Source organism: Nitrosomonas europaea (genome assembly GCF_900167395.1).
GTDB lineage: Bacteria > Pseudomonadota > Gammaproteobacteria > Burkholderiales > Nitrosomonadaceae > Nitrosomonas > Nitrosomonas europaea.
In genome coordinates this window covers 92,501-106,187 of record NZ_FUWK01000001.1, presented here as the reverse complement: position 1 = coordinate 106,187, position 13,687 = coordinate 92,501, and the positions used below count along the sequence as shown (strand labels likewise).

11 protein-coding genes are annotated in these 13,687 nt (G+C 51.0%); 8 read left to right on the top strand and 3 right to left on the bottom strand.

Going from position 1 to position 13,687, the window contains the following annotated elements:
- Positions 1 to 126 precede the first annotated feature (126 nt).
- Complete coding sequence (gene cysS / locus B5D58_RS00480; protein ID WP_011110695.1) at positions 127 to 1,524, top strand: cysteine--tRNA ligase; 1,398 nt, start codon at positions 127 to 129, stop codon at positions 1,522 to 1,524.
- 12 nt (positions 1,525 to 1,536) lie between these two features.
- Here the strand turns inward: cysS and B5D58_RS00475 are convergent, their stop codons facing one another.
- From B5D58_RS00475 to motA, 3 genes are read right to left on the bottom strand one after another with little or no spacing between them, the layout of a single operon-like run.
- Positions 1,537 to 2,319, bottom strand: a complete 783-nt coding sequence (locus B5D58_RS00475) for a class I SAM-dependent methyltransferase (RefSeq protein WP_011110696.1) — start codon at positions 2,317 to 2,319, stop codon at positions 1,537 to 1,539.
- Positions 2,320 to 2,324: 5 nt separating this feature from the next.
- Positions 2,325 to 3,248, bottom strand: a complete 924-nt coding sequence (gene motB, locus B5D58_RS00470; RefSeq protein WP_011110697.1) for a flagellar motor protein MotB — start codon at positions 3,246 to 3,248, stop codon at positions 2,325 to 2,327.
- A gap of 39 nt (positions 3,249 to 3,287) precedes the next feature.
- On the bottom strand, positions 3,288 to 4,148 hold the full coding sequence (gene motA / locus B5D58_RS00465; RefSeq protein WP_011110698.1) for a flagellar motor stator protein MotA: 861 nt from the start codon (positions 4,146 to 4,148) through the stop codon (positions 3,288 to 3,290).
- Between the two features lie 196 nt (positions 4,149 to 4,344).
- Here motA and B5D58_RS00460 point away from each other — a divergent pair, with 196 nt between their 5' ends.
- From B5D58_RS00460 to dacB, 7 genes are all read left to right on the top strand, one after another.
- Positions 4,345 to 4,926, top strand: a complete 582-nt coding sequence (locus B5D58_RS00460; RefSeq protein WP_011110699.1) for a guanine deaminase — start codon at positions 4,345 to 4,347, stop codon at positions 4,924 to 4,926.
- Positions 4,927 to 5,228: 302 nt separating this feature from the next.
- Positions 5,229 to 6,017, top strand: coding sequence for an aldolase (locus B5D58_RS00455; protein ID WP_011110700.1), 789 nt, complete (start codon positions 5,229 to 5,231; stop codon positions 6,015 to 6,017).
- A complete protein-coding gene (locus tag B5D58_RS00450) occupies positions 6,017 to 9,706 on the top strand; it encodes an ATP-binding protein (RefSeq protein ID WP_011110701.1) in 3,690 nt (1,229 codons plus the stop codon). Before B5D58_RS00455 ends, B5D58_RS00450 begins: the two co-directional genes overlap by 1 nt.
- Positions 9,703 to 10,896, top strand: a complete 1,194-nt coding sequence (sucC, locus tag B5D58_RS00445; RefSeq protein ID WP_011110702.1) for an ADP-forming succinate--CoA ligase subunit beta — start codon at positions 9,703 to 9,705, stop codon at positions 10,894 to 10,896. The genes B5D58_RS00450 and sucC overlap by 4 nt, the downstream gene beginning before the upstream one ends.
- 2 nt (positions 10,897 to 10,898) lie before the next feature.
- Entirely contained in the window at positions 10,899 to 11,774 is an 876-nt protein-coding gene (gene sucD / locus B5D58_RS00440; RefSeq protein WP_011110703.1) for a succinate--CoA ligase subunit alpha, read from the top strand.
- Positions 11,775 to 11,810: 36 nt separating this feature from the next.
- Positions 11,811 to 12,140, top strand: coding sequence for a P-loop NTPase family protein (locus B5D58_RS00435; protein WP_041356259.1), 330 nt, complete (start codon positions 11,811 to 11,813; stop codon positions 12,138 to 12,140).
- A gap of 18 nt (positions 12,141 to 12,158) precedes the next feature.
- Complete coding sequence (gene dacB, locus B5D58_RS00430) at positions 12,159 to 13,586, top strand: D-alanyl-D-alanine carboxypeptidase/D-alanyl-D-alanine endopeptidase (protein WP_011110705.1); 1,428 nt, start codon at positions 12,159 to 12,161, stop codon at positions 13,584 to 13,586.
- Positions 13,587 to 13,687: the final 101 nt, after the last annotated feature.

The following is a 13,687-nucleotide window of genomic DNA, read 5'->3' as shown; positions in this document are numbered from 1 at the left end:
TGTTATACTCACACGGTTTTGCCCTTGTTTTTCTCGGGGCGGGTTGTTATTGAAGGACAAGCCCCTGATTTTACCAACAAAATAAACACCTCTACAATCCAACCTTCTCTTTCGTACATTCTTCCGATGCTTAAAATTTACGATACGCTTACCCGTTCCAGGCGTGAATTTATCCCTCTTACGCCCGGTGAAGTCAGAATGTATGTGTGTGGCATGACTGTCTATGATTATTGTCACCTGGGGCATGCTCGTGTACTCGTCGTGTTTGACAGCGTTGTTCGCTGGTTGCAAACACTCGGTTACAAGGTAATTTATGTACGCAATATTACTGATGTCGATGACAAGATCATCCGCCGGGCACTGGAAAATCATGAACCTTTCAGCGCGCTGACTGCCCGTTACATTCAGGCAATGGAAGAAGATGCAATGGCCCTTGGCGTAATCAGCCCTTCTTTCGAGCCGCGTGCAACCGAGTATGTCGACAGCATGATTGCTATGATCGAATCTCTGTTGAACAGGGAGCTGGCCTACGTGGCCAGTAACGGAGATGTGTTTTACGATGTACGGCGTTTTCCTGGTTATGGCAAGCTTTCCGGGAAATCACTCGATGATCTGCGTGCTGGTGAGCGTGTGGAAATCGATACCAATAAGCGAGATCCACTGGATTTTGTGTTATGGAAAGCCGCTAAACCCGATGAACCCAGTTGGGATTCACCGTGGGGCAAGGGGCGTCCGGGCTGGCATATCGAATGTTCAGCCATGAGCGAACATTATCTGGGCGATCAGTTTGACATCCATGGAGGTGGGCAGGATCTGCAATTCCCGCATCACGAAAATGAAATTGCCCAGAGTGAAGGTGTACATGGTCATTCCCATGTGAATTACTGGATGCACAATGGTTTTGTGCGGGTGGACAATGAAAAAATGTCCAAATCACTGGGTAATTTTTTCACTGTGCGAGAAGTGCTGACTCGCTACCAGCCTGAAGTGGTTCGTTTTTTCATTGTACGTGCGCACTATCGCAGCCCGCTCAACTATTCGGATGCCCACCTCAACGATGCCAGAAGTGCGTTGGAACGCCTTTACACCGTGTTGAAGAATCATGCACCATCCCAGGATTCTGAGGTAGCCACTGCTGTGATCGACTGGGAAAATAATGTTTATGCCCGACGTTTCATGTCAGCAATGAATGATGATTTCAATACTCCGGAAGCGGTTGCCGTGCTGTTCGATCTGGCAAGCGAAGCAAACCGGACGGGTGATTCGCATTACGCCAGCTTGCTCAAGGCTTTGGGCGGAGTACTGGGCCTGTTACAGCAACCACCGCAGCAATATCTGCAATACCCTGCTCATCTGCAGGATGGCCAGTATTCCGTGGAAGAGATTGAGAATATGATCCAGCAGCGTTTGCAGGCACGCAAAGAAAGGAATTTTGCGCAGGCAGACACACTGCGCCAGCAACTGGCGGAAGCTGGCATCATTCTGGAAGATAGTCCGCAAGGAACGACCTGGCGGCGAGAGTGATGCTGTGTTGCATCAAGCTATTCGCCAGATATAAAGCACAGTACTACTGAAATCATCCAGCCGGATACACCGGTCAGGTTTGATACCCGGAACTGTAAAGGTATTACTGATAAAAAGACTGCCGGGGCGCATTTCGCGGCGTGCTTTCTCCCATAACCGGGGCATTGGTACAGGAGAAAGGTAAGCATAAACCACATCGTATCCGGACAGATCATGTTGCCAGATACTTTCCCATTTAAACTGGCAATCCTGTCTGGACAACAAGGCTCTCAGCTTACTGATCCAGCAGGGCAGTACGGCAGTTTCAATCCCGTGGTAACTGCCATGGGGTAACATCCGTGCCAGTTTGCATACCAGCCCGCCACAACCTGAACCCAGATCGATCAGTTTGAACTGGCGATCCTGCGGCAATAGCCTGGCCAGTGCGTCAACCGCTTCTCCGCTGGACAGAAAAAGTGGTACCCGGGTGCGATGTATTCTGCCGAAAACCAGCAGCGTGATAAAACCAGCCAGATACCAGTAAGCAGGTAAATTGAGTACCAGGGTCGCCGATAGCAACGCCGGAAAAAAAAGCAAATGGATGGCTGCCCACCAGACCGGCATGTGAAGCAGGTAGTAACTTGCCAGTGCAGCAATCAACCCCTGCAACCAGACCGCATGTAACAGTGTGATCGGCCACGGCAGAGTCGTTCCCAGCAGGTACGTGGCCAGAATGCTGCCTAGCAGTACCACCAGTGTTTTTTTCAGCAGCGATTCCGAAGAGCTATGCTGGCAAGTTTCAGTGGAATACAGCATTGCGTTTACTGGATGATCTGGGAATCGACTTCTTCTTTACTGTGGATATCCACTTCACCCAGACTTTCACGGGTAATGGCATCCTCGGCTTTCTTGTTCATGACAATGATGCTGATCCGGCGGTTGAAGGGGCTGAATGGATCCGCTTTATCGAACATCACTGCGGAAGACAACCCGACCACGCGCAACATCTTTTCCGGACTCATTCCGCCGGCAATCAGTTCACGCCGGGAAGCATTGGCACGATCTGCCGACAACTCCCAGTTGCTGTAACTTTTTTCACCAGTGGGATAAGGAGTGGCATCAGTATGCCCGGAAAGGCTGATTTTATTGCCGACATCATTCAGCATCTTGCCGATTTCATGCAGGATCATTTTGGTGTAAGACTGGAGTTCCGCTCTGCCCATGGAAAACATGGGGCGGTTCTTTTCATCGACGATCTGGATACGCAGACCTTCCGAAGTAATGTCGAGCAGTAACTGGCTCTTGAATTTGTTGAGTGCCGGATTGCTGTTGATTGTATCTTCAATTCTGGCTTTGAGTTTTTCCAGTTGTTCGAGCTCGAAGCGATCCTGAAGTGCCTGCAGCGCATCCATGTCGATGGATCGTTTCAGATCATCGAAATCCGATCGCTTCATCTGGCCGATTTTTTTGCTGATATCATCTCCGCCACCTTTCACCACGCTGGTGCTGTCGCCGCTGCCATCTCCTCCAAGCAATGCGACTTTCAGCGGTGTCTTGAAATATTCGGCAATACCTTCCTTATCACCCTGTGTCGTTGAGCCCAGCAGCCACATCAACAGAAAGAAAGCCATCATGGCTGTTACGAAGTCAGCATAGGCAATTTTCCAGGCGCCGCCATGATGCTGTCCCGCTATCTTCTTGATGCGTTTGATGATGATGGGTTTTTGTGAAATATCCTCAGCCATTTACGACCTCGTCAGAAAATACACTAGGAGTAAGCGGCATCATTTAGCCTTGCTTTGTTTGATGTGTTTTTCGAGCTCGGCGAAAGAAGGTCGCTCGGTAGAGAACAGTACTTTTCTGCCGAATTCGACTGCCAGCGCAGGTGCATAGCCATTGAGATTAGCCAGCAGGGTAACCTTGACGCACTCCAGCAATTTGCCGGATTCATGCAATCGCTGTTCCAGCCGATTTGCCAGTGGGCCGATAAAACCGTAGGCAAGCAAAATACCCAGAAATGTTCCAACCAGTGCCGCAGCAATCAGTTTACCCAACTCGGCTGGTGGAATTCCTACTGATTCCATGGTATGCACCACGCCCATCACCGCTGCCACGATTCCGAAAGCCGGGAGTGCATCCCCCATCTTGCTGATGACATGTACGGGCACCTCACCTTCCTGATGATGCGTTTCGATTTCACCATCCATCAGATTCTCGATTTCCAGCGGATTGAGATTGCCGCCCACCATCAGCCGTAAATAATCGGTGATGAATTCGGTGGCATGATGATCTGACAGGATTTTGGGGTATTTTCCGAACAACGGACTTTTACCGGGATCATCCACATCTGCTTCAATCGACATCAGCCCTTCCTTGCGGATTTTGCCGAGGATTTCATAAAGCAGCGTCATCAATTCCATATAAACGGACTTGGTATAGTTCGCATCCCTGAAAATATAAGGGAGTGCTTTGAAAGTGGCCTTGATTGCCTTGCCGGAGTTGCCGACAAAAAAAGCACCCACTGCGGCTCCCGCAATCATGATCAGTTCGACCGGCTGAAAAAGCGAACCCAGATGGCCACCCGCCATGGCAAATCCGCCAAACACCGAAACGATTACGACAACATATCCGATAGCTACCAGCATGACTGAAAAATCCCTTATAAATTTTCAGATTTTATCGGCTGCTGGCGGGCTGACTTTAGCTCGATCGTCCTGCCTGTCGATTGTGAAGCTTGTGTTGAATACTGGAGACAAAACGACTTTGTCTCAGGTGGAAACCAAGTGGCCAAACCAGATCAGCCATTACCCGTTCGGGTTAACAGTAGTGTAGAGTTACTTTATGAATGACGCATTGCACATCGGATTGCCTCCCTTCCTTGTACAGGCGAATAACGAGCCGCGCGTACTGGCTGCACCGGAAGCGCGCATGGGTTATGTACTTGAACTGGTGCGTGCCAACATTGCTGCGGATGGTGGGCCCTTTGCCGCCGCAGTGTTTGAACGCGACAGCGGTCTGCTGATCGCAGCCGGCACCAACCGGGTGGTGCCGGGCCGCTGTTCCGCCGCCCATGCAGAGATCCTCGCGTTATCGCTGGCGCAGGCAAAACTGGATACCCATGATCTGAGTGCCGATGGTCTGCCTGCCTGCGAACTGGTGACCAGCGCCGAGCCCTGCGTGATGTGCTTTGGTGCGGTGATCTGGTCCGGGGTACGCAGTCTGGTCTGTGCCGCACGCAGTGATGACGTCGAGGCAATAGGTTTCGATGAAGGCCCTCGGCCGGAAAACTGGATGGGTGGACTGGAAGCGCGCGGTATTACGGTTACGACCGGCTTGCTGCGAGATGCTGCCTGTGCACTGCTGCGTGAGTACAATGCCTGTAACGGCGTGATTTACAATGCACGTTGCGGGGTGCACAAATGAAGATGTGGTAACCCTCGGTCTGGAAAATATCATGGATAAGCTTATTGAAGAGGCCGTGGGATAAATTGTTGCACCTGCGCACGAGCAGTTTCAGTCAACTATCCTTCCATGTTTAGTACTCACTACCGGACATATCGATACCCGCGACTTCGCCATTCCTTACAGAGCACCACTGACTGCTGACCGTGACCTGAATTACTTCGATTTCTGTCATACATTGCTTGCAGCGACAGGAAAAATACGGAAAACTGTCGACCACGACAGTTAAAAGTTTTTCATGAAAAACAGGGAGATTCTGATCTATGAGCGGTGAAACGTTTGATCTCGACAAGCAGCAGTTGATGGAACGCGAATTTGCTCAAATGGAAAGTAAACTGCCTGGTGCGGTTTATTCGATCCGTCAGAAAGTGGCTTTGACCTGTCGCATCCTGTTCGATAACGGCCATGATTCCGGTCTGGCCGGGCAGATTACCGCGCGTGGGGAAACGTCGGGTACATTCCTGACGCAACGGCTGGGATTCGGGTTCGATGAAATCAGCGCAGGGAATTTGTTGCTGGTCGATGAGGATTTACAGGTGCTGGAAGGGGATGGCATGCCCAACCCTGCAAATCGCTTTCATTCCTGGGTTTATCGGGCGCGCTCCGATGTGCGCTGTATTATCCATACCCATGCACTGCATACAGCAGCGCTCAGCATGCTGGAAGAGCCGCTCGTTATTTCGCATATGGATAATTGTGTGTTGTATGACGATGTGGCTTTTTTGCCTAACTGGCCGGGGGTACCGGTGGGTAATGAAGAAGGTGAGCTGATAGCAGGTGCACTGGGTAATAAACGTGCGCTGTTGCTGGCTCATCACGGGCTGCTGGTCGCCTGCAGCAGCATTGAGGAAGCCTGTCTGATTGCGCTTGCATTTGAACGTACTGCACGCATGCAGTTACTCGCAAGTGCAGCCGGCAGGATTCAGCCGATCGAGCCGGTACTCGCGCGGGAAGCGCATGACTGGATTTTGCGTATGTCGCGCAGTGCGAGCGCCTTTGCCTATTACGCCAGGCGTACTCTGAAACAGTGTTCCGACTGTTTGCTGGAGTAATGATCCTCACATCACTTACTCAGCGGTTTGCCATCTGGTTTACGCTGGTGGCGTTATTGCCGATTGCACTGGTTGGCTATGGCTTGCTGCATATTTTTGAGGGTGAAATCCGCAAATCGGCCATTCAGCAGGTTTCATCGATTGCTGACAAAAAGGTCGAGCAGATTGATTCCTATCTGCGCGAGCGGATACTGGATGCAACTTTCATCCAGACAAGTGATACGACTCGCCAGGCAATAGATGAATTTTCACAGATATTCAGCCAGTTTGGTGTCGATTCTGAAACTTACCGTGCGCTGGATGCACGTCACCAGGCGCATTACGAACGCTACCTTGAAGGTACGGGTTACTACGACCTGTTCCTGATATCCCCAGACGGCTGGATTGTTTTTTCTGTCAGTCATGAATCTGATTTTGCTACCAGTCTGCTGACGGGTCCCTACCAGGATAGCGGGCTGGGCCAGGTATTTCGCCAGACAAAGGAGACGCATCAGAGCAGCTTGTCCAGCTTTGAATACTATCCGCCATCGCATGGTGCGATCGCTGCATTTGTAGCCGTACCCATCATGATCGAGGGAAATTTCCACGGGGTACTGGCACTGCAGATCTACAGCGAGCATATATTCGATGTGCTGACCAACAATGTGGGATTGGGTGAAAGTGGCGAGACGGTTGTTACCTACATGGAAAACAAGCATTTGGCCCGGGTGATGGCACCCTTGCGGGAAGATCCTGATGCTGCCCTGAAACGCACTATATCGCTGGACGAGCCGCAGTTTTCACTGGCGATCAGAAACAGTTTGAGTGGTGAACACGGCGGAGGAGTGGTCACTGATTTCCACGGTAACCCGGTGATTGCAGCATGGCGATATTTGCCACGCGTGGATTGGGGGATGGTGGTGCAGATCGATACTGAAGAAGCATTTGCTTCAGTAATGCAGATGCGTGTCATGGGTCTGGTGGTGCTTGGCCTGACTTTTCTGATGGCGATTCTGGGGGCGCTGTTGTTCAACCGGCGGGTGGTGACGCCTCTCAAAAACCTCAATGAATGCGCGCAGGCGATTAATGCCGGGAATCTCCAGCATCACATCCCCGACGAAGGGTGGGACGAAATCGGACAGCTGGCCAGTGCTTTCAATATGATGACCGAGCGTCTGGATATCAGTTACCGGCATCTGGAGGCGCGTGTGGCCGAGCGTACCGCCAGACTGGAACAGCTCAATGCCGAATTGGCGATCAAGGAAGAGGAAACCCGCTCGGTTGTTGAGCACATGGTGGACTGCGTGGTGACGACTGATGAGCGGGGGGTGATGCTCTCTGTGAATCCGGTCATGGAAAAGCTGTTCGGCTATACCGTGGAGGAAGCAATCGGACAGAATGTGGCAGTTCTGGTACCGAAACCGGATCGCGATATGCATGAATACTATATGCAGCGATACTGCCATACCGGATATGGTCAGCAATACGTGGGCCGTCCGCAACAGCCGGGCGGGCATCATGTCGGGCTGGGGCGCGAAGTCGAAGGGGTACACAAGGATGGAACGCTTCTGCCGGTGTATCTTGCGGTCAGCGAGTATTTCGTAGGTGATAAGCGGCATTTCACCGGAATTATGCGTGATATGCGCGAACATGTGAAAATCAGGCAGGATCTGGAACAGGCACGGCGTGATGCGGAACTGGCCAATCAGGCCAAATCCGCTTTCCTTGCCGCGATGAGCCATGAGATTCGTACGCCGATGAACGGTGTGATCGGCATGATCGATGTATTGAGCCAGACCAGTTTGAGCAGTTACCAGAAAGAAATGACCGATCTCATCCGGGAATCTGCTTTTGTGTTGCTCGAAATTATCGAGGATATTCTTGATTTTTCCAAGATTGAGGCTGGCAGGCTGGAAATTGAACAGAGGCCCATATCTCTGGAGAAAGTGGTAGAGCGCGCATGCGGAACGCTGACTCACATGGCTGCCAGCAAGGAGGTCGAACTGATTTTGTTTGTAGATCCGGCGCTGCCGAAAAATGTAGCGGGTGATGCATTACGCTTGCGACAGATATTGATCAACCTGATCAACAATGCCATCAAGTTTTCCAGTGGTATGTCACGACCAGGGTGTGTCATCGTAAAGGCTGTACCGGCAGATAGGGCTAATGGGGATGTCGTGACTGTCTTGTTTCAGGTTATTGATAATGGTATCGGTATGGATGATGCTACCCGTGAACGCTTGTTCACACCCTTTTCCCAGGGAGATACATCCACTACCAGACGCTTTGGCGGAACCGGCCTGGGTTTGACCATCTGTCGCCGGCTGGTTGAGCTGATGAAAGGCGATATTACTGTAGAGAGCCAGCCTGGCAAGGGTTCAACGTTTAAGGCGCGTATTCCATTCAGGATGATTCAGGAAGGGGCAGTTCAGCAGGATGAGCCTGATGAAGTGGATCTCTCGGGATTGTCATGCATAGTGATGGGGAGTGAAGATGGATTGAGTCCCCAGCTTGCAACCTATCTGAAATATGCTGGTGCTGCAGTTGAACGTATATCCGGTTTGTCTGCCACACTTGAACGGATCGGACAGCTTCCGGCAGGTGAGTGGTTGCTGGTGGCGGATGCGAGCGATGGGGAATTTCCTGTTGACGAATTACGTGCTGCATTTGGCGATCGACCTGATGCGAGTGCGGGCGACCAGCTCCGGTTTGTGATCGTCAGGCGCGGGCGGCGTCATCGTGGCCGCATGGAAGAGGAAGGCGTTGTGACGCTTGACGGAAATGTGCTGTATCGCCGAGTCTTTCTCCATGCAGTAGCGGTTGCGGCTGGCCGAGCGAAGCTGGAGGAAGATCAGACTGCTGCTGTGGAAGTTGTCAGCAAAGTAGTGCCTTTGTCACGGGAGGAGGCGCTGCAGCAGGGCAGACTGATCCTGGTTGCGGAAGATAACGAGATCAACCAGAAAGTCATTCACCAGCAGCTTACTCTGCTGGGGTTTGCTGCAGATATCGTCATCAACGGGCGTGAAGCATTGCAGAGTTGGAAAAATGGAGAGTATGCGCTGATATTGACTGATCTGCATATGCCGGAAATGGATGGATACCAGTTGACGCAATCGATTCGTTCCGAAAAAACCGGTCATTATCAAATTCCGATCATTGCGCTGACGGCAAATGCGCTCAAGGGTGAAGCGGAAAAATGTCGTGCACTGGGAATGGATGATTATCTGAGCAAACCGGTGCAACTGGAGCAACTCAAGTCGGTATTGGAGAAATGGTTGCCAAGGTCGAAGCAGACGGAACAACAGGAAGAAAGAATTCTGCCACCTTCTGCCGCGACTGGAAAAGTTGTGGTGGATATCAATGTACTCAAATCCCTGGTCGGGAGTGATCAGGCGGTTATCAACGAATTTCTGCAGGATTTTCTCCATGATACCCGCAAGATTGCCGAGCAATTGCATAGTGCAATAACGGGTGGCCAGGCAGATAAAGCAAAGTTTGCTGCACACAAGCTTAAATCTTCAGCGCGTTCGGTTGGGGCACTGGCTTTGGGAGAGTGGTGCGCACAAATGGAGATGGCTGCGAAGGAAGGCGATGTGGAAAAACTGGTAGAGTTGCTGCCAGGTTTTGAACAGGAGCTGGCTCAAGTGGAGAGCTATATCAAAAAAGTATTGGCACAGCCTGATGTCGAGGCGCAAAAGGATGAAATATGAAAATTCATGAATACCAGGCTAAAGCGATTCTCAGCCGTTACGGGGTGAGTGTGCCAGCCGGGGTTGCCTGTTTCAGCGTGGAGGAAGCGGTATTGGCTGCCGAGAAGCTGGGTGGAAATAAATGGGTGGTCAAAGCACAGATTTACGCTGGCGGACGCGGTAAGGGCGGCGGAGTGAAACTGGCAAAATCCATTGCGGAAGTCCGGCAGTTTGCTGAAGCTATGCTGTTTGCTCCGCTGGTAACGCACCAGACCGGCCCGCAAGGTCGGATCGTTCACCGACTGTATATCGAACAGGGAGTCGACATCCGCCATGAGTATTATCTGGCACTGGTGGTAGACCGTACTTCACAGTGTGTGAGTTTGATTGCAAGTGATGCCGGGGGGATGGATATCGAACAGGTTGCAGCCGGCTCGCCGGAAAAAATACACAAAATTCAGATCGATCCGCTGGCGGGATTGAATCTTCGGGATGCCGAGAGAATCGTGCGTGAGATCGATTTGCCTGAATCGTGTCAGTCGGCTGCGATAACTATGCTGGATGCGCTGTATCGGGCATTCGATGAAAATGATGCTTCGTTGCTCGAAATCAATCCGCTGATTGTCACGCCGGATAACCGCCTGATTGCGCTGGATGCCAAAATGAATTTCGATGACAATGCCCTGTTTCGTCATCCTGAAATCGTTGCCTTGCGGGATCTGGATGAAGATGATCCGCTCGAGGCAGAGGCGTCGCAGCATGGGCTTTCTTATATTCCACTGGATGGTGATATTGCCTGCTTGGTCAACGGAGCCGGTCTGGCGATGGCCACCATGGACATCATTAAACTCTATGGCGGTAATCCAGCTAATTTTCTGGATGTGGGAGGGGGAGCAACCGTAGAGAAAGTGACCGAAGCATTCAAGCTGATGCTGAGAAACCCCGGTTTGCAGGCAATACTGGTCAATATTTTTGGCGGGATTATGCGTTGTGATGTGATTGCTGAAGGGGTGGTATCGGCAGCACGTGAGGTGAAACTGACTGTTCCATTGATTGTTCGACTGGAGGGGACCAACGTGGAGCTGGGAAAAAAGATTCTGGCAGATTCGGGATTAACGATCATTTCTGCCGGCAACATGGCTGATGCTGCCAGAAAAGCGGTTGATGCAGCTGCCCGACATTGTGCTGAAGCTGCAACCGGAGGAGTGTGATTATGGCAATTCTGATCGATCGTCATACACGCGTCATGACCCAGGGAATTACCGGTAAAACCGGACAGTTCCATACCCGCCAGTGTCGTGAGTATGCCTATGGCAGAGATTGTTTCGTGGCGGGAGTCAATCCCAAAAAGGCAGGAGAGGAGCTTGAGAGTATTCCGGTATTTGCAACGGTGGAAGAGGCAAAGCAGAAGACAGGTGCTACCGTATCAGTGATTTATGTACCTCCTGCTTATGCGTCTGCAGCAATCGATGAAGCGGTGGAAGCAGGACTGGATCTGGTGGTTTGTATTACTGAAGGTATTCCTGTTCGGGATATGTTGAGGACACGAGCCCGTATGCGTGGAAAAAAAACATTGTTGATCGGGCCCAATTGCCCGGGGATCATAACACCGGGTGAATTGAAGATCGGTATCATGCCAGGCGCCATCCATCAGCAGGGCAGAATCGGAGTGGTCTCAAGATCAGGCACGTTGACTTATGAGGCAGTAGCCCAACTGAGTGAGCTGGGATTGGGGCAGTCTACCTGCATCGGTATCGGCGGTGATCCTATTAATGGCCTCAAACATATCGATGTCCTGAAGTTGTTCAATGAGGATAGTGAGACAGATGCAGTGCTGATGGTGGGTGAAATTGGTGGTACTGATGAAGAAGAATGCGCTCGCTGGGTCAAGGAGCACATGAAGAAGCCGGTGGTTGGTTTCATTGCCGGAGTAACAGCGCCTCCCGGTAAACGGATGGGGCATGCCGGTGCAATTATTGCTGGCGGCAAAGGGACAGCACAGGAAAAAATCGAGGTGATGGAGGCATGTGGGATTCGTGTGACACGTAACCCGGCCGAAATGGGTAAGCTGTTGAAATCAGTGATATAGCGAGAGGTAACAGAGTAAATGAAAAAGGAGCAAGAAATGCTGCGAGTTAATGTCGTCATGATAACGGTTGCTTTGCTGGCAGGCTGTACGATGGCTAAACGTCCGTTGCCTGGTCCCGCGCAACCGGCTCCGGATCCTGTCGTTCAGCAAAGACCATCTGGCCCGTTGCCTCCCAGTACACGGCCAGCCTACAACCTTGCCGGTTATCCCAAAGCAGCTCAGGAGGGGTATGTGGACGGCTGTGAGACAGCAAAACAGTCAGCTTACGGATTCAAGGATAAAAAGCGTTATGCTGCCGATACGCAGTATCAGATGGGCTGGAATGATGGGTTCTCCATCTGTCGCGGTAAGCACCAACAAAACTAAACTGCTTTACCGGTTGTCATGAAAAGTTTTCTGAAAGTAGCGTGGTTATTGTGGGGTGTGTTGATTTTTCCGGCTTACGCCGTTGATCTGCCGGATACGGTTAGACAGGCGCTGAAAAAGGCAGGTATTCCCGAATCGGCCGTTGGTGTTTATGTGAGAGAAGTTGGCGCTGACCGGCCGCTGGTATCGGTCAATGCAGATGTCCCAATGAATCCGGCATCTGTCATGAAGATCGTAACGACGTATGCCGGGCTGGAAATGCTCGGGCCATCCTATACATGGCGCACCGAGATCTATGCAAACGGTAATCTGGAAAATGGCAGATTGCAAGGTGACTTGATTATCAAAGGGTATGGTGATCCTAGTCTCAATCTGGAAAATTTCTGGCTGTTACTGCGCCAGATTCGTCAGACCGGGTTGCGGGACATCAGCGGCGATTTGGTGCTGGATTACAGCTACTATGATCTCCCGGCAGAGGATCCAGGCGCTTTTGATGGTAAACGCTATAAAACGTATAACGTTGCTCCGGAAGCGTTGCTGGTGAATTATCGTACTTCGACGTTACATTTGTTTCCCGAACCACAGTATGGCAGAGTTCGAGTGACAGCTGATCCGGATGGCCAATTGCTGAATGTACAAAACCATCTCAGATTGACTCAGAAAAAATGTGGTGCTGGTGGAGTACGTGTGAATATTCGTGATGATGTTCCGCAACAAGGACATGTAACAGTAGCACTTGAAGGTGATTATTCGGCTCATTGCGGCCCGACTGTGTATTACCTGAGTTTACACGAGAGCACTGCGTATATTCATCAACTGTTTACTGGGTTGTGGAAACAGCTGGGCGGTACATTCAGTGGCAGGGTGCGACGTGGAGTGGTACCGGAAACATTGCGTCCGATCAGTGTTTATCAATCTCCGCCATTGGCTGAAGTTATTCGTGGCATAAATAAATTTAGTAACAATGTAGCAGCAAAACAATTGTTTCTGTCGCTGGGGGAAGCTCAATCAAAGGGTAACGGGCTTGTTTCGCCAGATCTTGCTCGTATCGGAATACGGCAGTGGCTGTTGTCAAAAAGCATGAGCTTTCCGGAGTTGGTGCTGGAAAATGGCTCGGGATTATCGCGTAAAGAGCGTATCAGTACTCGTCACTTGAATGATTTGCTGAATGCAGCTTATTTTGCACCGACGATGCCGGAGTTCATGGCTTCCCTGGCAGTAGTCGGAGTGGATGGTACGACTCGAAAACGTCTGAAGAAATCTGCTGTCGCCAGAAAAGCACATATCAAAACAGGTACTTTGAAAGATGTTTCAGCGATTGCCGGGTATGTGCTAAACCATAAAAGAAGGCGTTATGCAGTGGCATTTACGGTGAATCATCCGAAATCGGGTGAAGCAAGAGCAGCTATGGATGCGCTTCTGGAGTGGCTATATATAAAAATCTGAAGCCGAAAACGGGAGCAAAATACTGAAATTACCAGGAAAGGGATTCGACAACAAACTACAGTACGGGCAGTCGCAGATACTGTATTCAGGTTGAAATAGCT